This window comes from Fusicatenibacter saccharivorans, assembly GCF_015557635.1.
In the GTDB taxonomy this organism is placed as follows: domain Bacteria; phylum Bacillota; class Clostridia; order Lachnospirales; family Lachnospiraceae; genus Fusicatenibacter; species Fusicatenibacter saccharivorans.
The window spans coordinates 42,893-62,013 of sequence record NZ_JADNOP010000011.1; the positions used below are offsets into that span (position 1 = coordinate 42,893).

Annotated in this window: 17 protein-coding genes; 3 read left to right on the plus strand and 14 right to left on the minus strand. The window is 49.9% G+C overall.

The window, feature by feature from the left end; translation table 11 throughout:
- Positions 1 to 172: 172 nt before the first annotated feature.
- The gene (mtaB, locus tag I2G42_RS10485) at positions 173 to 1,507 is read right to left on the minus strand and encodes a tRNA (N(6)-L-threonylcarbamoyladenosine(37)-C(2))-methylthiotransferase MtaB (RefSeq protein WP_118741769.1); all 1,335 of its coding nucleotides are present in this window, start codon (positions 1,505 to 1,507) and stop codon (positions 173 to 175) included.
- A 162-nt stretch (positions 1,508 to 1,669) separates the two neighbouring features.
- On the opposite strand from mtaB, the gene I2G42_RS10490 reads away from it, so the two are divergent.
- A complete protein-coding gene (locus tag I2G42_RS10490; protein ID WP_022461844.1) occupies positions 1,670 to 1,903 on the plus strand; it encodes an HPr family phosphocarrier protein in 234 nt (77 codons plus the stop codon).
- 134 nt (positions 1,904 to 2,037) lie between these two features.
- Here I2G42_RS10490 and thiI read toward each other — a convergent pair whose 3' ends face one another.
- The 10 genes from thiI to I2G42_RS10540 all read right to left on the minus strand — a co-directional run bounded on the left by thiI (position 2,038) and on the right by I2G42_RS10540 (position 12,473).
- Positions 2,038 to 3,216: a tRNA uracil 4-sulfurtransferase ThiI gene (gene thiI, locus I2G42_RS10495; RefSeq protein WP_082424694.1), complete on the minus strand. Its 1,179-nt coding sequence runs from the start codon at positions 3,214 to 3,216 to the stop codon at positions 2,038 to 2,040.
- Positions 3,217 to 3,225: 9 nt separating this feature from the next.
- A complete protein-coding gene (gene thyX / locus I2G42_RS10500) occupies positions 3,226 to 3,882 on the minus strand; it encodes an FAD-dependent thymidylate synthase (RefSeq protein WP_117813019.1) in 657 nt (218 codons plus the stop codon).
- Positions 3,883 to 3,898: 16 nt separating this feature from the next.
- Positions 3,899 to 5,053 carry a cysteine desulfurase family protein gene (locus I2G42_RS10505; protein ID WP_195531018.1) on the minus strand — a complete coding sequence of 385 codons (1,155 nt, stop codon included), beginning with the start codon at positions 5,051 to 5,053 and terminating at the stop codon, positions 3,899 to 3,901.
- Positions 5,053 to 5,805 carry a 16S rRNA (uracil(1498)-N(3))-methyltransferase gene (locus I2G42_RS10510; RefSeq protein ID WP_022461848.1) on the minus strand — a complete coding sequence of 251 codons (753 nt, stop codon included), beginning with the start codon at positions 5,803 to 5,805 and terminating at the stop codon, positions 5,053 to 5,055. The genes I2G42_RS10505 and I2G42_RS10510 overlap by 1 nt, the downstream gene beginning before the upstream one ends.
- Before the next feature lie 42 nt (positions 5,806 to 5,847).
- Complete coding sequence (prmA, locus tag I2G42_RS10515; protein WP_055227747.1) at positions 5,848 to 6,804, minus strand: 50S ribosomal protein L11 methyltransferase; 957 nt, start codon at positions 6,802 to 6,804, stop codon at positions 5,848 to 5,850.
- A 112-nt stretch (positions 6,805 to 6,916) separates the two neighbouring features.
- The gene (locus I2G42_RS10520; protein WP_243277171.1) at positions 6,917 to 8,278 is read right to left on the minus strand and encodes an MFS transporter; all 1,362 of its coding nucleotides are present in this window, start codon (positions 8,276 to 8,278) and stop codon (positions 6,917 to 6,919) included.
- Positions 8,279 to 8,772: 494 nt separating this feature from the next.
- Positions 8,773 to 9,642, minus strand: coding sequence for a dTDP-4-dehydrorhamnose reductase (rfbD, locus tag I2G42_RS10525; RefSeq protein WP_022461851.1), 870 nt, complete (start codon positions 9,640 to 9,642; stop codon positions 8,773 to 8,775).
- 180 nt (positions 9,643 to 9,822) lie between these two features.
- Positions 9,823 to 10,713 carry a glucose-1-phosphate thymidylyltransferase RfbA gene (gene rfbA / locus I2G42_RS10530; RefSeq protein ID WP_022461852.1) on the minus strand — a complete coding sequence of 297 codons (891 nt, stop codon included), beginning with the start codon at positions 10,711 to 10,713 and terminating at the stop codon, positions 9,823 to 9,825.
- Between the two features lie 265 nt (positions 10,714 to 10,978).
- The gene (locus tag I2G42_RS10535) at positions 10,979 to 12,202 is read right to left on the minus strand and encodes a chloride channel protein (protein ID WP_022461853.1); all 1,224 of its coding nucleotides are present in this window, start codon (positions 12,200 to 12,202) and stop codon (positions 10,979 to 10,981) included.
- A 37-nt stretch (positions 12,203 to 12,239) separates the two neighbouring features.
- Positions 12,240 to 12,473 carry a helix-turn-helix domain-containing protein gene (locus I2G42_RS10540; protein ID WP_022461854.1) on the minus strand — a complete coding sequence of 78 codons (234 nt, stop codon included), beginning with the start codon at positions 12,471 to 12,473 and terminating at the stop codon, positions 12,240 to 12,242.
- A 167-nt stretch (positions 12,474 to 12,640) separates the two neighbouring features.
- Here I2G42_RS10540 and I2G42_RS10545 point away from each other — a divergent pair, with 167 nt between their 5' ends.
- Positions 12,641 to 13,069, plus strand: a complete 429-nt coding sequence (locus I2G42_RS10545) for a hypothetical protein (protein ID WP_022461855.1) — start codon at positions 12,641 to 12,643, stop codon at positions 13,067 to 13,069.
- 131 nt (positions 13,070 to 13,200) lie between these two features.
- Here the strand turns inward: I2G42_RS10545 and I2G42_RS10550 are convergent, their stop codons facing one another.
- Complete coding sequence (locus I2G42_RS10550; RefSeq protein ID WP_195531020.1) at positions 13,201 to 13,845, minus strand: DUF4317 family protein; 645 nt, start codon at positions 13,843 to 13,845, stop codon at positions 13,201 to 13,203.
- Between the two features lie 203 nt (positions 13,846 to 14,048).
- Here I2G42_RS10550 and I2G42_RS10555 point away from each other — a divergent pair, with 203 nt between their 5' ends.
- Positions 14,049 to 14,966, plus strand: a complete 918-nt coding sequence (locus I2G42_RS10555) for a metallophosphoesterase family protein (RefSeq protein WP_022461857.1) — start codon at positions 14,049 to 14,051, stop codon at positions 14,964 to 14,966.
- Positions 14,967 to 15,035: 69 nt separating this feature from the next.
- On the opposite strand, the gene I2G42_RS10560 is transcribed toward I2G42_RS10555, so the two are convergent.
- Both I2G42_RS10560 and I2G42_RS10565 read right to left on the minus strand, forming a co-directional pair.
- The gene (locus I2G42_RS10560) at positions 15,036 to 17,054 is read right to left on the minus strand and encodes a beta-galactosidase (RefSeq protein ID WP_055266955.1); all 2,019 of its coding nucleotides are present in this window, start codon (positions 17,052 to 17,054) and stop codon (positions 15,036 to 15,038) included.
- The gene (locus I2G42_RS10565) at positions 17,051 to 19,117 is read right to left on the minus strand and encodes a beta-galactosidase (protein ID WP_022461859.1); all 2,067 of its coding nucleotides are present in this window, start codon (positions 19,115 to 19,117) and stop codon (positions 17,051 to 17,053) included. Before I2G42_RS10565 ends, I2G42_RS10560 begins: the two co-directional genes overlap by 4 nt.
- Positions 19,118 to 19,121: the final 4 nt, after the last annotated feature.

A 19,121-nucleotide genomic window follows, 5' to 3' on the forward strand; every position in this document is an offset into this window, starting at 1 on the left:
CAGCCGACATCCCTCACTTCTTCGTTCGTTCTGCCAGCCGCTGTTTTTCTTCTTCGTCTGCCCGCCTTTTTGCAGGCTCACGGGGTATTCTACCACGAACCCTCAAAAAGTGCAACGAACTTTTTCGTTCCGGCTCTTTTTTCTATCAGATCTTCCGGATCAGTATCATTTCCTACATCAGACAGTCTTTTCCATGGATTCTCGCCGGGGTGACAAGCACCATCTGATTCATGAGATTTTCTTCTGAAAGAACAGCAACGCGCAGATATTCTCTCGTGTGTCCCGTCCAGTAACGGACGCCGTCGATCTCGACTTCTTCTTCCATGAGCACTTCCAGCTCTTTTCCGAGGAAGCCTTCCATATATTCCTGTCTCCGTCTCTCGTCCAGTTCCAGCAGAACGTGGCTGCGCTTCGTCTTCTCCTGCTCCGGAATCTGGCCTGCCATCGCTGCGGCGCGGGTGCCTTCTCTTCTCGAATACTTGAAGATGTGAGTCTCGAAGAAATGAATGTCCTCGACAAAGGCGCGCGACTCTTCAAACTCCTCCTCACTCTCCTGCGGGAAACCGACAATCACATCGGTCGTCAGCGCCGGATTTCCATATACCTTACGCAGCAGATCGCATTTGTGTTTGTATTCTTCTGCGGTATATTTCCGGTTCATCCGCTTCAGTGTTCCATTGCTTCCGCTCTGCAGCGAAAGATGGAAATGCGGGCACACCTTCGGCATTGCGGCGATCGCCTCTGCAAACTCTTCGGTGATGATGCCCGGCTCCAGGGATCCGAGACGGATTCTTCTGATGCCGTCCACTGCATCAACAGCGCGGATCAGGTCGAGCAGCGTCTCTTTTTCGCCCTCCGGGAAATCGAGTCCGTAGGAGGAAAGGTGGATACCGGTCAGCACGACTTCCTGGTATCCAGCCTCCACCAGACGTTTTACTTCTTCTACCACATCACTCTGGCGGCGGCTTCTGACTCTGCCGCGCGCGTACGGGATAATACAATAAGTACAGAACTGATTGCATCCATCCTGTACTTTCAGGAATGCTCGGGTGTGCTCCGCCGTTTTGCTGATCGAGAGTGTCTCGTACTCACGGTTGTGTGTCATATCCACGAGGAAGCTCTTACACTCCGCGTCGGATGGTTTTCCACCATCCTCACGTTCTGCCAGAAAGTTTTCCAGAATATCCACAAGATCTTTCTTCTTATTATTTCCGATGATCAGATCAATCGCCGTATCCTCTTCGAGTTTTTCCCCAGCCGCCTGCACATAACAGCCGCAGGCCACGACAACCGCATCGGGATTCATCTTTTTCGCTTTGTGCAGCATCTGCCGCGATTTCCGGTCCGCAATGTTCGTCACGGTACACGTATTGATAATGTAAACATCCGCTCCCGGTGCAAAAGGCACGATCTCGTACCCTCTGTCTTCGAGGAGCTGCTGGATGGCTTCCAGCTCATATGCGTTCACTTTACACCCAAGATTATGCAAAGCTACCGTTTTTTTCATGCCATACTCCTTTCTTCTTCATCTTTATTATTAAAAATCACGAAGATTCCACTTTATCTTTGTATGTTTTCGCATTGACTTTTTCCCCTCCAAACGGTAAGATAAAGCTGTTAAATGAGGGTAATAAATAATGTTAACCAAATAACAGGGAGGATTACAAACATGAAAACAGTACAGATTTCTCTTAATTCTATCGACAAAGTAAAATCTTTCGTCAACGACATTTCCAAATTCGATTTTGATTTCGATCTGGTATCCGGAAGATACGTAATCGACGCAAAATCCATCATGGGAATCTTCAGTCTCGACCTTTCCAAACCGATCGACCTGAACGTCCATGCTGATGGAGATGCTCTTCAGACCGTACTTGATGTTCTTGCTCCGTACATTGTATAATTACGATAGAACATAAGGGCCGCGCACTCGCCGCGGCTCTTTTTTTGTCTTTGTTTATCATCAGGACCGGATCTTGTTTTTCAGAACCCCCAAAACAAGATCCGGCCTTTTTTGTTCTTTAAAGCAAGTTTTCCTTAGCAGACCTCGATCGTCTCTGCGGTAGAAACTGCGCGTTCCATCATCTCATCGATCACGTCGTCCAGATGGCGCTCGGAGCATTTGATGACATTCAGGTTCGGTTTTGTCACCGGATGCTTTGCAACGAAGATCGTGCAGCAGTCCTCATACGGCAGAACGGATGTCTCGTACGTACCGATTTTTTCGGAAATATCGACGATCTCCTGTTTGTCGAAACCGATCAGCGGACGGAAGACCGGCATGGTGCAGACTTCGTTGGTAACGGCGAGGGAATGCATCGTCTGGCTTGCCACCTGTCCGATACTCTCTCCGGTGATCAGGCCAAGGCATTTGTCCTGACGTGCAAACGCTTCTGCGATCTTCATCATATAACGGCGCATGATGATGGTCAGCTCGTCGTGCGGGCATTTTTCGTAGATTGCAAGCTGGATCTCGGTGAAGTTGACCACATGCAGACGGATCGGGCCGCTGTAGCGTGCAACGAGTTTTGCAAGATCCACAACCTTCTGTTTGGCTCTCTCGCTGGTGTACGGCGGAGCGTGGAAGTAAACGGCATCAATCTTAACACCGCGTTTTGCGATCATGTATCCGGCAACCGGGCTGTCGATACCGCCGGAAAGCAGCAGCATGGCCTGTCCGTTTGTGCCGACCGGCATACCGCCAGGGCCTGCGATGCTCTCGCAGTACAAATAAATCTTCTGACGCAGCTCGACGTTCAAATAGATATCCGGCTCGTGAACGTCTACTTTGAGGTTCGGGCAGACATCGAGGATGCGGCCGCCCAGCTCGCAGTTGACTTCCATTGTGTGCATCGGATAGTTTTTGTTCGCACGGCGTGCGCATACCTTAAAGGTTTTCTCCTCGGTCGGGTACAGCTCTTTCACGTAGGAAACCACTGCCTCTGCCAGATCTTCAAAGCCGGTGTCCTCTAAAATGACAACCGGGCAGATCTCGGCGATACCGAAAACTCTTGTCAGCGCATCGACAGCGCCCTCGTAATCAAAGTCTCCTTCGGTGTTGACATAGATTCGTCCCATCTCACGGGTGACCTGGAAATTTCCGTCTACCGGGGCAAGCGCGTGCTCCATCTGTACGCAGAGCGCTTTCTCGAACAGATGACGGTTCTTTCCTTTAATGCCGATCTCGGCATATTTTACCAGAAATGCTTTGTACATCATCGTTTTTTATTCTCCTTTTTTCTCAGCCAGATCGCGGAAGAACAGAGGATATTTCTCAGAAAATTTCTTCAGGATCAGGTCAGATACCTGACGCATCTGCGGATGTGCGGCGTTGGCGCTTCGAAGCCGGATAAAGTGGCGCCACTCTCTTAAGTTCATGGTCATGACGATCTCGGTTTTCAGGGAGTTCGGAAGAATGCTTCTTGCCTCCTCCGGCTTTGCTCCGAGTTCGAGCATCTGGAAGTAATACTGCTCTGCAGCTTCCATTGCTTTCTGCCATACCTCGTATTTTTTACGGTCGTTCTCGTCGTCCAGATCATAGGAAAATCCGGTTGCCAGGTCGATACAGGTGATCTGGTTTCCAAATTTATCTTTCGAATAGTTGCAGTAGCGGGTGCTCTCCTGGCTGTAGCTTGCGATACGGTGACGGACGATCTCATGGGTCACGCCGCGGTCGCACGTTACTTTTACGGTGATGGAGCCGTGCTCAATGACGGATTCATGACCGCGTTTGATGATGCCTGCGATGAATTTCTCTGCAGTGCCTTCTCCAATGCGCTCCTCGCTCTTGTAGCAGACTCTTCCGATTTTCTCGATCCGGCGCAGCATATCCTCGTAGGATTCGGTGCTCAGGATTTCAATTTCCGGCTGTATTGTAATCATAATTTTCCTCTTTCTATTATTTCCTGGTAAATCTGCGCAGCATCGGCAGTACCTCGCACAGCGTATCCAGGGTGTAATCAATCTGTTCCAGTGTCGTAAATTCGCTGAAGCTGAACCGCACGGCAGACTCCATCTCGGCTTTCGATGCGCCGATAGCAGTCAGCGTCGGGCTTCCGGCTCTCTTGTGTGATGAGCAGGCGCTTCCGGCGGAAACGTAGATCTGGCGGTCCTCCAGCGTGTGCAGCAGCACTTCACTGCGCACATTTAAGAACGATGCATTGACAATCTGCGGCGCACCCTCTTCTTCCGGCATGCCATGGATGACCACATCGTCCAGCTCCCGTAAGCCTTCGATCAGACGGTGTTTGCAGGCACGCATCTGCGCGGTCTGCCCGTCAAAATGCTTGTAAACGATCTCAGCGGATTTCGCAAGGCCTGCGATGCCCGGCACATTGTCGGTTCCGGAACGCATACCGTTCTGCTGGCCGCCGCCTAAGATCAGCGGACGGATTTTTACTTTCTCATCAATATATAAAAAGCCGCTTCCCTTCGGTCCGTGGATCTTGTGGCCGCTCACGGAGAGCATGTCGATGCCCATCCGTTTCGGATAAATCCGGTATTTGCCGAACGCCTGGATCGCATCGACATGAAAATACGTTTTCGGATTTTTCGCCTTGATTCTGCGTCCGATCTCCTCGATTGGCTCAACAGCACCGATCTCATTGTTGACATACATAATCGAAACGAGAATCGTCTCCGGCGTGATCGCTTCTTCGAGTTCGTTCACATCCACAAGGCCTTCTTTATTTACCGGCAGGCGCGTAATACGGAATCCCTGCTCCTCCAGAAACGCCAGCGGTGCTGACACGGCCGGGTGCTCGATCGCGCTTGTGATGATGTGGTTTCCCGTTCTCTTATTTGCCATTGCTGTTCCGACGAGCGCCCAGTTGTCGGACTCTGTGCCACCGGAGGTAAAGAAAATTTCTTTTTCTTTGACTTTCAGAATCTTTGCCAGCGTTTCCTGGGCGGTTCTGATATATTGTTCTGCTTCTACCCCTTTTTGATGCATCGCAGACGGATTTCCATAATGATTTACCATCAGATCACAGACGAGATCTGCGGTTTCCTGATAAACACAGGTGGTTGCGGAATTGTCCAGATATGCTTCCATTATCTTGTTCGTTCCCTTCCTTCTAAAAGATACACCAGAATGGAAAGCACGGTCATTCCGGCCGTTTCCGTGCGCAGAATGCGCTTTCCGAGCGTAATCGGCTCTACCTTTTCCTTCATGGCCATTTCCACTTCCGCTTCGTCGATGCCGCCCTCCGGTCCGATCAGGATCGCAATAGATTCACCCGGTTCAATGGATTCCAGAATTCTTCTCGTTCCTTCCATCCCCTCTGCGTTCTCATACGGCATCAGGCGAACGTCTGATTCTGCCATCATTGCAAGCGCCTGCTGAAATGTAACAGGCATGTGTACCGTCGGAATCTGCATCCGTTTGGACTGCTTTGCCGCACCAAGCGCGATCGTCTGCCAACGCTCTGCTTTCTTTTCCGCCTTTTTCCGGTCCAGCTTCACAACGCAGCGTTTCATCTCCACCGGAACAATTTCCGTCGCACCAAGTTCCACTGCTTTTTGGATGATCAGTTCCATTTTGTCACCTTTTGGCAGACCCTGAAACAGTACAATTCCGGACGGGAGTTCTCTGTCTGCTGCTGTGACTTCTTCTACTGCGGCAAGAACCTCACCTTCCGGGAAATCCGAAACGGCACAATGATATTCCTTTTCGCCTCCGGTACTGACCAGTATTTTTTCGCCCGGCCGCATGCGGAGCACATTTTTGATGTGATTAACGTCACTGCCCGTGATGTGGACAGTGCCGTCATAAATCTGACTTTCTTCTACAAAAAAACGGTACATGAATCTGTTCTCTTTCTCTTCTGGTGTTTCGCTTTTCTTAATTTACATCGGTTTTCTTGCTGTAACAGAAACCCATTCGCCCTGATGTGTAACTTCAACTACTTCAAGTCCCGCTGCAACGACTGCCTCTTTGACAACTTCCTCTTTCACATCGAGAATGCCGGATGTGATATAAACAGCGCCCGGCTTCATCTGGTGTACGATTACCGGCGTCAGCGGAACAAGAACATCTGCAAGAATATTGGCGGTAACGATATCGTATTTCTCGTATCCGACTTTGTCCTGTACTTCTTTGTCATCAATGATATTTCCGATCATCATATCAAACGCTTCTACCGGAATTCCATTGACTTCTTTGTTTTCCTCAACCGCAGGAACCGCACACGGATCGAGATCTGTTCCGACCGCATGACGCGCACCAAGCTTCAGTGCAATAATCGAAAGAATACCGCTTCCGGTTCCGACATCAAGCAGCTCGGTATCCTTTGTCACATATTTCTTTAACTGACGGATGCAAAGCTGTGTTGTCTCATGCATACCCGTTCCAAAGGCTGTGCCCGGATCGATATGGATGATCATTTTATCCCGGTCTTCCGGCTTTACTTCCTCCCAGGACGGGATGATCAGAATGTCGTCCACATAGAACTGTTTGAAATACTGTTTCCAGTTGTTGATCCAGTCCTTGTCCTCTGTCTCAGACTCTGTGATGGTGCACTCTCCAAGGTCCAGGAACTCCTGCATTTCTGCAAGTGCCGCGCGGACATCTGCAAGAACCTTCTCCTTGTCCTCATCCACATCGAGGTAAAAATTCAGATAGGCAATGCCGTCGTCATCCGGAATATCCGGCATGATATCCACGAACATCTGCTGTTTGTCGCTCTCGGTCAAAGGCTGTTTGTCCTGAATTTCCACGCCTTCGATTCCCACATCGGCCAGAGTGGAGATCACAATGTCTTCCACTTCCGATCTTGTTTTTAATGTAAATTTATTCCATTTCATTGTTTAAACTCCTTTTTGCGCTTCTCTTTTCCATACGTGCAAAGAAAGCCACATTTATCATACACGATATCGTTCCTGTTGTAAATGTTATTTTCGGCTTTTACGGCCCGTCTCAATCCGAAATCTTTGTCAGAAAGCCATCTTTTTCCGCCTTCTGATAACGCCATATCAGCCCGAGTGTGGATAAAATGCGAACCCCAAGATCTATCAGGTTGAACCGGTACAGTGCCGTAAGATCTGCCCCAAGTGCCGTATACAGACGGACACCAAGCAACGGCAGAACACTGTTGGTCAGCGTCGTCATCATCGTAAAGAGGCCGATCAAAAGCGAACGGTTCTTTTCCGGTGCGGCATTTAAAAGAATCTGTACCGTGCAGAGTGCAACGGCACACTGTGGAGCGTTCAGAACCGTCATCAGAACAATAAAAGTAACCCCGCGGTACGCCAACGGTAAATGTGGAACCAAAATCATAATAACCGGGCAGAAGCAAAGACCGATCCCGGCGAAAATCAGTGCAAAATCCGGCGATTTTTTCCGGACAACCTTCGCGATCATTCCAACTGCCGCAAGCTGGCCGATATTGAAAACACCGTTGCAGATGGAAAGTGTCATCTCCGACATTTTGCAATATTTGACCTGTCCTAAATACCACATGCTCCAGTCAAGCTGCCAGGTGATATAGAAAAAGACCACCGGCACGAAAAACCAGCGCAATGCTTTATTTTTCCCCACGCTTGTGATCGCCTCCAGCAGATCAGAAACAGAAAAACGTGAGAATGCCTTCCCCGCTTCTGCCGGAGCTTTGCCCTCCTCCTGCTGTTCCACCGGAATTTTTTTGATTGCAGCGGCCTGCAGCAAAACACAGACAGCACACAGATAAAAGAAGCTTCGGAGTACCAGAAGCTTTCCATCGGCCGTGTGGCATCTTCCCATCAGAATCCCGCAGATCACCGGTGCAAGAATGCCAATCACAAACATGAACTGATTCCGAAAGGCATAGACATCGTTTCGCTGCCGCAGTGAAACCGCAGCACCGAACATTGCCTGCCACTGCGCATTGTAAATAGCAAGTGCCCCCGCAGTAAATGCCAGTGATACAAAAAACAGCTCCATACGTCTCTCGCCGAGTGCCGGTACACTTCCAAGAAATGCATAGCCGGCACACATCACAAGAAGCGTAAGCATCGGTATCGTCTTTGTCGACTTCAGACGATCCGCCAGAATTCCAAGCGGCAGCAGTGCTGCACACGCTACAATGTTCGGCACCATCTGGATAATGCCGATCTGACTGTCGGTTGCACCCATGTTTGTCGCATACAGATTCAGGCCGAAACCGTTGATCGATGTGATATATTGCAGAAATACACCCTCGACGGCAAACAGCAGCATGATCTGCGCAGATGGCGGCATCTTTTTTGCCCGGTAAAACAGACTCTTTTTCATTGCTTCATCCCCCATGCCTTCTTTTGTCATCTTCACGTTCCTGCCCCCTGCCGGATACGTAAAGATTCTGCTTTCATAATGGCAATTTCATGTTCAAATGTCAACAGAAATACCCGGATCCAATGTGAGAATTTTAACGGCATTTTCTGTCAATATTCACAAAAGAAAAAAGGGCATTCTCCCTGTTGAATGCATGGGTTTGGCATAAGAAAAAGGAGCCCCCGTTTTACCTGGGGCTCCGCCTATTGGAAATGTTTATAGCAATCTCAGAAACTATAGCAAGACCAGAAAATAACGCAAAAAAGGCAGTGCTGCAGGGCGCGAATTACAAGGAACGGATTTGAAGGCGTACCGGGGTACGACGAAAATCCGTGACGCAGTAATTCACGTTCTGCAGTGCTGAATTTTTTGCGTTATTTTCTGATCTTGCTATAAATTCATCTCCCACCGCAGAACGTGTCTTCTTGCCGGAAGAGGATAAAAAATTCAGCACTGCCTTTTTGCGTTATTTTCGGGGTTTGCTGTCAGAATTCGATCTCGCGCAGATATCTGTGCAGGGCATCCTGCCAGGTCGGCAGTTTCTCGAATCCGTTCTCGGTCAGTTTCTCTTTGCTCATACGGCTGTTGGACGGACGTTTTGCTTTTGCCGGGTACTGGTCAGAGCTTACCGGTGATACACTTACTTTTCCGTAAGCCGGATCGATCTCAGCGGCCTGTTTGAAAATCTCGCAGGCGAACTCATACCAGGAGCAGAGTCCCTCGTTTGTTGCATGGTAGCGGCCGTAGTTCTCTTTCTCTGCCATGTCGACAAGCAGGCGGGACAGGTCGTAGGTGTAGGTCGGGCTTCCTACCTGATCATCTACAACAGTCAGATGATCGTGTGTCTTTCCAAGATTCAGCATGGTCTTGATGAAGTTCTTTCCGTTCACGCCGAATACCCATGCGATGCGGACGATGTAGAATTTTTTCACCCATTTCTCTACCGCGAGCTCTCCCTCGTATTTCGTCTGGCCGTATACGTTCAGCGGATGACGCTCATCATCCGGCTCCCACGGGCGGGTACCCTGGCCGTCGAATACGTAGTCGGTGGAGATGTAGATCATTTTGCAGTCAAGGTCATGGCAGACTTTTGCGATGTTCTCGGTTCCGACTGCATTGACCTGATGTACTTTTTCTTTTTTGTCATCATCCTCAGCAAGGTCTACAGCGGTCCATGCTGCACAGTGGATTACGACATCCGGGTTTGCTTCGGTAATGACTTTTCTTACGCTTTCTGCATCGGTGATATCCATTTCTTCAATATCAACGCCGATTCCTTCATGACCGCGTTTTGCAAGTTCATTCATGACGTCATGGCCGAGCTGGCCTTTTACACCTGTTACAAATACTCTCATAATGGTTCTCCTTTTTTCTGATTTTGTTATCGTTATGTTTTGTCTGTCTCTTGTTTTTCAGTCTGATTTTCTGTTTGTACCATGAGTATAAAGGATGACGTTATGTCATGGTCAAGCACTTTTTTCAAAAACTGCCCCGGATTTTTCTTCCGGGGCAGTTTTCTTCAACGCTGTTCGCTTTTATTTGTCGATATATTTTCCGTTCATCACATCCATCAGATACTGGCCGTACTGGTTTTTCTTCAGCGGCTCGATGTCGGTCAGAAGCTGGTCTTTGCCGATCCAGCCGTTCAGGTAACCGATCTCCTCGAGGCACGCAATCTTGCGGTGCTGATGCGTCTCGATGGTTTTTACGAAGTTGGTTGCCTCTACCAGACTCTCATGTGTACCGGTATCCAGCCAGGTAAAGCCCTGTCCAAGAAGCTCAACGTTCAGGCTGCCGTCTTCCAGATAGATCCGGTTCAGGTCGGTGATCTCAAGTTCTCCGCGCGGTGACGGTTTCAGGTTCTTTGCATACTCTACGACTTTGTTGTCATAGAAGTACAGACCTGTAACACAATAGTTTGATTTCGGTTTCTCCGGTTTCTCTTCGATGGAGATGGCTTTTCCCTCGGAGTCAAATTCTACGATCCCGAAACGCTCCGGATCATCTACATAATAGCCGAATACGGTTGCGCCTTTTCCGGTCTCAGCGTTTTCTACTGCTGCTTTCAGGCGTTTGTTCAGACCGTGTCCGAAGAAGATGTTGTCGCCGAGCACCATGGCAACGGAATCATCCCCGATGAACTCCTCGCCGATGATGAAGGCCTGTGCCAGTCCGTCCGGGCTTGGCTGTACCTTGTAGGAAAGCTGTACACCGAACTGATGGCCGTCACCGAGCAGTGCCTCGAAACGCGGGGTGTCCTGCGGGGTGGAGATGATCAGGATGTCGCGGATGCCTGCATTCATAAGAACAGACAGCGGATAATAGATCATCGGCTTGTCATAGATCGGGAGAAGCTGTTTCGATGTTACCATAGTTAACGGATAAAGACGTGTGCCGGAACCTCCGGCAAGTACGATACCTTTCATAATTCGTTACTCCTTTTTCGTATATGATACCTCTAGTATAACCTCATTCCCGGAAACGCGTCAACCCGTATCGTAACGTAACCGTTACTGTTCACTCAGCAGTGAAACACTTGCTGTTTCGCTGCGTAAGAACATGTTTCAGGTGTGAGCAACCCTCCTTTTGCGAAGCAAAACTTTAAATGAGGGTTGCGAATGTTACAGTTCGCTGGGCACCAGTGAACTGTAACACGTAACGGTGTGTGATAACTTTGTGACGTTTCTGTTATCAGCAGCTGTATTTCGTCAGTTTCTGGCGGGAATAGATCGAGCTGTTGCGGTTGAATACGTAGGCCGCGGTGCAGACAATAAAGAAATATGGCAGATAATCGTAGCCAAAAATCTCGCCGCCGATGAAAATAGCCGCCAGTAAGGTATTGGTTCCGCCGCCGAAAACCGCCGCATAGCCAAGCGCCGCGGAAAGCTCCACCGGAATACCGAACAGATTGCCAAGGACTGCTCCCAGGGTTGCTCCGATGGTAAACAGCGGTGTTACCTCGCCGCCCTGAAACCCGGCGGACAGCGTCAGAATTGTCAGGATAAATTTCAGCGCCCAGTCATATGCATATACCTTTTCCCCATGAAATACCGCTTCCACCAGATTCGTTCCAAAGCCGCAATACCGTCCGCGGTACAGAAGCAGGAACAGAATGCTAAGGATAACACCGATGGAGAAAACACGCACCAGCGGATTTTTGATTTTTTCGCCGAGATATTTTTTCGTGTGCTTTAAGCACCAGGCGAAGAGGCCGCCTGTGATTCCAAAAATAATACCAAGTGTAATCAGACGCACCAGCAGGAACGGTGTCAGGCTTTCGCTGATGTGGACAGCCAGATTTTCTTTGCGGATTCCAAGCAGGGAAGCTACAGCGCTCGCAGAGAAAGATGCGGTAAACGCCGGAAGCAGTGCCTCGTACCGCATTTCACCCGCAGCGAGCACCTCTACCGCGAAGATCACAGCTGCAATCGGCGTTCCGAACATGCCCGCAAAGCCGGCGGCCATACCGGTTACCAGAAAGATACCGGGCGCGTTTTTAAACGGTAATTTTTTGCCGGCAAAATAGGAAAACACAGCACCGATCTGAACGGCAACGCCCTCGCGGCCGGCGCTTCCACCGAACAGATGCGTCAACGCCGTTGAGAGCATTGCCAGCGGAATCATGCAAAGCGGAAGCTCTGTCTCCTCCTCATACGCTACATCAAAAATCAGACTCATGCCTCCTTTTCCCCTGCCACCGAATTTCTGATTGACTGCCACGATCACAAGACCTGCCATAGCGAGAAACGGCAGACACCAGAAAAGATGTGCCACGCGAATAGCCGTGACTTTCAAAAGCAGACGGCAGAACAGCGCCTCAATCAGACCGACTGCCGCACCGAGCGGAACGCCGGTCACACCGAGCAGCAGCAGGGCGCCGTAGGTGCGAAGGGATTTCTTCAGTTCTTCTTTCATTCTCTTTCTCTCCTTTTCGAATTCTGCTGTTATCATATCACGAAGCGGACAGATTGTGAACTATGGATACCTTTTCCTCCATACTCTTTGCCAGTGCGTCGGCAAATTTTTCCTGCATCCGGATTGCTTCTGTCATCTCCTGCTCCGTAAACTGCGCCGCAGCTTCCTCCTCGGACTGAAACAGCGGAAGAACCAGCTCTCTCGCATACTGTTTTCCCGTTTCAGTCAGACTGATGATTTTTTCCCGCCGGTTTGCCGGATTGACTTCCATTTCGATATATCCTGTTTTCGTTTTTAGTCCGTTTTCGTACTTTTTGTTTTAGTGTTTTTTTCTTCCTTTGTCAAGATTTCCAAAAGCCTCTTTTTTCCGTATATTTTCCGGCATTTTTCAAATACTAGCAACTGTCCAGACACTGTTAGGGAAAGGAGATTTTGAAGATGAGAAAAATCAGAAGAGTGTATATGACGCTGGCATTGGCGGTATTACTGGCCGGGATGACGGCCTGTGGAAACAACACCACGAATGACACCGGAAATGGCAATACCAACACGGAGAGCGACATGGGACAGACGGATAACAGAAACGATGTCCATACGACAGAGATGCCGTCAAACGACAATGTAAATGATGTGACGGAGGGCACCGATGGGAATGCCAACGGTACGAACGGTACAAATACCGGGGATAGAAATACCCTTGGAGATGATGTCGGCGACGCCGCTGAAGATGTGACCCGTGGTGTCGGTGAGGGCGTTGAGGATGTCGGCCGCGCGGTGGACGATGTGGTAAGCGGCGGCGACAATGAGACGCAGAATCCGCAGGAAAACGGAGCAACTACACAGAATGGAGCGGGGATGGCACAGTAAATATGCACTTCTGCTGCTCCCGTATCTAAAAAACTTCCCTTGGCGAACGATATATGCAGGTTCGCCGGGAAGTTTTTTTACTGCCAGGCACATCAGCACCTGGTTTGATCCGTCAATTTTGATTTTTTCTTTTACAGATCGCATCTGAATTTTCTGCCCTTTGCGCCAAGAATGCTGGCCATCTGATCGCCCCACGCTGCACGCTCTGCATAAATATCAACCCGTTCCAGATCTCCGCTCCGGTCCACAAAGGCAGGGAACAGGAATCCACAGATAGGATTTCCCGGCTCGTATTCTCCAACCAGCGGGCAGACAGCGCAGATCAGATAGGGGAACATCTCCTCGGATTCCCCCAGGCGCTCTTTATCGGAAGCCTTTGCAGGAATATCATACCGGTCATAAAACATGTAAATGGCATAAGCCCCGTGAATCTGCAATCCTTCGATCAGGATATCATAGAACGTTTCCAACAGCGCATCGTTCTTCAGTCCGCATTCCCGCAGCGCCATCAGCATCTGCCAGATACTGCCCGGCCCCTGGGATGTTTCCGGAAAACGGTATTCCCGCAGCTTCTCATTCGATTCCGCAAACGGAATTTTCTTGGCAATCGCCAGATTCCTGGCCTTTTCCGAACCGGACAGTTTCAGAAAATGAATGTTGAAACTGCCGTCATACTCCCCATCCGAATCCGTATAGCAACCCGCCATCCGCACAAACGAAGTCCGCGCCGGCGTCATCCTCCTCGTCAGCTCCAGCATGTCTTCCCGATTAATCATACATTCCCTCCGACAGTAAAGATATTCGAAACTCTCTGCCTTTGATCTTATCATAACATGCTTTTTCTGTCAGCAGGTTTTTAAATTGCGTTCTTTCTCTCCATCTGATAAAATCGAAACAGTATCTCGCATTTTATAATTTTGATATAGAGAGATGTTGGGACAAAACACCTTTTGACTCAATATCACAGAAAGGACGACACATGAAATTAGCAGTAATCAGTGATCTTCACGGGAATTATTATGCGCTCGCAAAGGTGCTGGCATTTCTTCGCAGTCAGGAGATCGACGGTATCATCGGGCTGGGAGATTTTGTAACAGACGGGCCTTTTCCGCAACGGATGATGAGAGTGCTTCGCGAAATGCAGGAGGAGTTTCCCTGCTATCTGGTGCGGGGAAACAGGGAAGAATATCTGCTGGAAAATATCCGGCATCCGCAGAACTGGAAGGCAGGTTCCTCGACAAGCGGACTTTTGGATTATACGTTTCGGAATCTTACCGGACAGGATCTGGAATTTTTCGAACATCTGCCGACAGACGGTGTTCTGGTCGGAAAAATAAATGAATCAGGCCGGCTGATTCCTGTTTTTGTTCCGCAGGAAGAAATCACACCGGATACCTGCCGCGAATCTCTCTTCCCGGCACTTCGTCTCTGTCACGGCGCGCCCGGAGAACTCCGTGGGAATTTCGGTCTGCATCCGGAGCTTTTGCTGTCCCATCTGAAAAATCTCGATGCCGCAATCCTGCTCGGCGGGCACAGCCACAAGCAGGAGCAAAGAGAATATGCCGAAAAAACATACCTGAATCCCGGTTCCCTTGGGCTTGCGCTTGATGGAGTCGGCGGCCATGCCCATTTCGCGATTCTGACGCTGGAAAACAGCACATGGCAGATCGAATGTTTTCAGATTCCCTACGATCTCGAAGGCTACCTCGCCGAATTCGACCGCGCCGGGCTGGAAACGCATGGCAGTGTCCTTGCCCGTTCCTTAAAACGGACATTGACCTGCGGCGTGAATTATTTTTATCTCACCGTAAAACGAGTGCGTGAACTCGCCGATGCACTGGCACTGACCGATCTGGACGAAGAGGTCTGGAAAAAGGCGGAACAGGAACTGAAATAACCGTCCATTCAAAAGACGGCAGGCTGTGTACTCACACACAGCCTGCCGTCTGTTTCTATTCCCTAACTTCTATTTTTCTTTTCGAAACACAACCGTCTCAAATCTTCTGACCACTCCATCATACTCTCCCGTCATCGGCTGGTATGTTTCCGTATCCATCGGAAATGCAGCCGGTTCAGCTCCGTAGTTCTGTACAAACAGATACTTGTATTTCTCATCCTCCCTTGTTGCAACATCGAGCCCTTCCGGGATTTCGGCTGCCGCGCGTTCCAGGCCTTTTTCTTCTGCCAATTTCCGGCAGAAGTCATCGTAAAATGCCTGTTCAAAATCTGCGCAGACATAATACGCCTCGCCCTCTCCAAATACATTTTTCGTCAGTGCCGGATATCCCGCATAGAAATCGTCACGGTATGCCAGCAGCGTTTCGGCACCGTTCGTTTTTACCAGGTCGCAGAAATTTCGGATTTCATATGTCTTTCCTTCTCCCACACCCGCATTCACATCCTGATCATACAATGCGTCCAGCTCGGTGCTCCGCAGGCCGAATACATCCATCAGTCCGTGCGGGGTTCCGCCGAGGAAACAGAGGTCGTTTTCATCCACAACTCCCGACCAGTATGTCATCACAAAGGTGCCGCCGTCTGCCACGAAATTCCGGATTTTTTCCTCAATTCCGGCCCGAAACAGATACAGCATCGGTGCAAAGACAATCCGGTAGCCGGAAAGACTCTCCTCCATATCAAGGAAATCCACATTCACACCCAGTTTCCGAAGACCGCCATATACTTTCTTCACGGTATTCATGTAATGCAGTCCCATATTCCGTGGTCCCTGCGCATCCTCCATGGCCCAGCGGCTTTCGCAGTCATGCAAAATTGCAGCCTGTGCCTTCGTCGTGCTTCCCGCAATCTGCGCCAGATCCAAAAGCGCCTCGCCCGTCTCTGTCACCTCACGGAACACGCGCGTATCCTTTCCGCCGTAGTGGTCAATGACCGCCCCGTGGAACTTCTCGCTCGCACCGCGGCTCTGGCGGATCTGGAAATACTGGACACTGTCGGAACCATGCGCCACTGCCTGCAGCGATGCCGCCTTTAAAAGCCCAGGCCGTTTCAGCTTGCTGACACTCTGCCAGTTCGTGCTTGTCGGGCAGGACTCCATCAGAAGGAACGGTTTTTTCATCAAACTCCGCATAAAATCGTGCTGCAGTGCCGCATCAAGCGCAGTCACCTCTTCTGCTTCCTTGTGCCAGGTCGGATAATTATCCCATGACACCACATCAATCAGATCCTTGAACTTATGATAATTCAGTCCCTGGAAATCATACATCATGTTGATTGTCACCGGAAGTTCGGAACCGCCCGCGCGGATCGCTGCTTTTTCCCAGGCAACAAAGTCTGCTGTCTGATCTGTCACAAACCGTTTCCAGTCAAGATTCAGTCCGTGAAGCCCCATCTCACCCTTTGGGGACGGACTCTCAATCTGCTCAAAATTCTGATACGAATGGCTCCAGAACGTTGTATTCCACGACATATTCAATGCATCAATCGTCTCATATTTTTTCTTCAGCCACCCCTGAAATGCCTTCTGGCAGAGCGGGCAATGGCATTCTCCACTCAGTTCATTCGAAATGTGCCACATTTTTACCGCCGGGTGCTTTCCAAACTTCTCGCTCAGCAGGCGATCAATTTTCCCCACCTTTTCCCGGTAAACCGGCGAAGTATAACAGTGATTATGGCGTCCGCCGAACAGATTTTTCGTGCGGTCCGCGTTTACGCGCAGTACCTCCGGGTATTTGTCTGCAAGCCACTTCGGGCGTGCTGCAGACGGTGTCGAGAGAATTACTGAAATCTCATTCTTATACAGCTGATCCATGATCTTTTCCAGCCATTCCAGGTGGTATACACCCTCCTCCGGCTCGAGCACAGACCAGGAAAAGACACCAAGCGTCACCTCGTTGATATGCGCCTCCTTCATATATTCGATATCCTGCTCCAGAATTTCCGGCATCGCAAGCCACTGCTCCGGGTTATAATCCCCTCCATAGATAAATCCACTCTGGTTCATGTTCGTTTTCCTTTCTCTGTTCATCGAAATATCGTCTCCACGTGCAGCTTCTCAATTTTGCAGGCACATCCATCCGCTGCATCCGGCTGCTTTTCCAGAAAAATCGGATCACCCGGATGCAGAGGATAGACAACGAGTTTCAGTTTCTCCGGAAACTCAAAATAGCCAAGGCTTAACAGGGCCTCCTGACCGGTATAGAAATAATCGTTGATTTTCTCTTCCCCATCAAACACTTCCATACGGTTTCCGTACCAGGTCAGAAAAGCAAACGCATCGTGATAATTTTTTTCGCCCGGATAAGCAAGCTTCAGTTCGTATACTGCTTTCTCTTTATCCTGCTCTTTGCAGACAAGCTCTGCCTCCGGCTCCTGTGCTTTGTAAATACGCTCATACAGCGTAAAGTTTCCTCTTTTTCCACACTCTTTGAAATCCACAATGCCTTTTTCCACTGCCGGATACACAGCGATCATGGTTTTTCCACTGCCTGTCACAACAAGCTCACCGTTTTCTTCCCAGACATAATTTTCGGAAAGAACGAGATAATCCTGATCCAGATGCACCTTCCATGCATTCAGCGCCTCCTGCCGGGAAATCAGGCAGAGTTCTGCGCGCGCATCGCCCTCCCACTGAATCTGCGGGTCGAGATCACCGTAAAATACGAACGCATCTCCCTTTTTCGTATGTAAAACGCAGAGCGGTGTGGCAAGTGCCGTGTGAAGAACCGCATCGTTTAGTTTCATATTGTACGGAAAAAATCCATACATTCCCTCTTTCAGGTCAAATGCCGGAAATCCCACGCTCGCTTTTCCATCCAGGAGTCCCTCCAGTTTCACCTGTGGATGATCATCCATCTTCCATCTTCTCTGGTAATTGTTAAAAAAGACGTATCCATGGTCCGCATCGTGACGGCACGCTGTCCGAACCGTGTGCATATCTCCCGGCAGAATCCTTATCGTTGGAATTTCAGACCGAAGTGAGGCCATATCCTCGCCAAAATCATTCAAAAACAGCGCCAGCAGCTTGATCTCCCGATAGCTGTCCGAGATTGTTCCGTACTGCCGGATCGGCGCGTTGAAATCGTAATTGATCTCCGGCAGGTCGTTCAGATATCCTGTCGCGCGGCTCTCCTGCAGGGTGGACAGTTTTCCCTTCGGATTGCTGCCGCCGTGGTACATATAGTAGCCGAGCAGCCCTGCTCCACTTCCCATTTTTACGGTAGACATCGCTCCGACATCGCATCCCTTCGCCACCGGTCTTCTGTGCATGGTAACCTGAAGCCCGCCTCCAAGTTCTGCCGTCAAAAACGGAAAATCCTCCTCGTTGTAACTGTTTGCATTTTCCACATGATGATCACACGCAATCAGTGCATCGTTCCTTGTGTGGCTGAACACAAAGTTTGCGTTCGGCTCAATCTCGCACGTTCTCTGATCCCATGGTGCTTCACAGTAGCCGCCCATGACCGGAAGCAGATCGCCGATGCAGGCTCCGCCCCAACCGGTCGCCGTGTACAGCGGCACATCAAAGCCAATTTCCTTTGCCATTGCTGTCAATGTGCGGATATGCGCCTCGCCCTCCGGTCCCTGCAGACCGCCGACGTGGCCGTACTCATTCTCGATCTGAATACCGATCACCGGACCGCCGTCCTTTTCCATGCATCCATCGACCTGCGCATAAACCTTTTTCCAGAACCGTCTGACATAGCCAAGATATTCCTCGTTGTTACAGCGGATCGCCATGCCCTCTTTCTCTCTCTCGATGATCCAGTCCGGGAATCCGCCGTTCCGCACTTCCCCGTGCACAAACGGTCCGATACGCAAGAATACCGACAGTCCGACTTTCCGGCACAGTCTTACAAACGTTCCGATATCCCGGCATCCTTCAAAATCAAACACATTTTCCTCTTCCTCGTGGTGAATCCAGATCACATAGGCCGAGACGACAGAAACTCCGCCCGCCTTTATTTTGCGCAGTGATTCCTCCCACCACTCTTTGCGGTACCGACTGTAATGCATTTCGCCCATCACCGGAAACCACGGTTTTCCATTTTTAATCAGATAATCCCTGCAATAGCTGTACTCTGCTCTCATCGTC

Coding starts and splice junctions, on each gene's coding strand:
- mtaB (WP_118741769.1), bottom strand. CDS start 1,507: ATGAAAAAAACGGTAGCTTTGCATAATCTTGGGTGTAAAGTGAACGCA.
- I2G42_RS10490 (WP_022461844.1), top strand. CDS start 1,670: ATGAAAACAGTACAGATTTCTCTTAATTCTATCGACAAAGTAAAATCT.
- thiI (WP_082424694.1), bottom strand. CDS start 3,216: ATGTACAAAGCATTTCTGGTAAAATATGCCGAGATCGGCATTAAAGGA.
- thyX (WP_117813019.1), bottom strand. CDS start 3,882: ATGATTACAATACAGCCGGAAATTGAAATCCTGAGCACCGAATCCTAC.
- I2G42_RS10505 (WP_195531018.1), bottom strand. CDS start 5,053: ATGGAAGCATATCTGGACAATTCCGCAACCACCTGTGTTTATCAGGAA.
- I2G42_RS10510 (WP_022461848.1), bottom strand. CDS start 5,805: ATGTACCGTTTTTTTGTAGAAGAAAGTCAGATTTATGACGGCACTGTC.
- prmA (WP_055227747.1), bottom strand. CDS start 6,804: ATGAAATGGAATAAATTTACATTAAAAACAAGATCGGAAGTGGAAGAC.
- I2G42_RS10520 (WP_243277171.1), bottom strand. CDS start 8,278: ATGACAAAAGAAGGCATGGGGGATGAAGCAATGAAAAAGAGTCTGTTT.
- rfbD (WP_022461851.1), bottom strand. CDS start 9,642: ATGAGAGTATTTGTAACAGGTGTAAAAGGCCAGCTCGGCCATGACGTC.
- rfbA (WP_022461852.1), bottom strand. CDS start 10,713: ATGAAAGGTATCGTACTTGCCGGAGGTTCCGGCACACGTCTTTATCCG.
- I2G42_RS10535 (WP_022461853.1), bottom strand. CDS start 12,202: ATGAAAGAAGAACTGAAGAAATCCCTTCGCACCTACGGCGCCCTGCTG.
- I2G42_RS10540 (WP_022461854.1), bottom strand. CDS start 12,473: ATGGAAGTCAATCCGGCAAACCGGCGGGAAAAAATCATCAGTCTGACT.
- I2G42_RS10545 (WP_022461855.1), top strand. CDS start 12,641: ATGAGAAAAATCAGAAGAGTGTATATGACGCTGGCATTGGCGGTATTA.
- I2G42_RS10550 (WP_195531020.1), bottom strand. CDS start 13,845: ATGATTAATCGGGAAGACATGCTGGAGCTGACGAGGAGGATGACGCCG.
- I2G42_RS10555 (WP_022461857.1), top strand. CDS start 14,049: ATGAAATTAGCAGTAATCAGTGATCTTCACGGGAATTATTATGCGCTC.
- I2G42_RS10560 (WP_055266955.1), bottom strand. CDS start 17,054: ATGAACAGAGAAAGGAAAACGAACATGAACCAGAGTGGATTTATCTAT.
- I2G42_RS10565 (WP_022461859.1), bottom strand. CDS start 19,117: ATGAGAGCAGAGTACAGCTATTGCAGGGATTATCTGATTAAAAATGGA.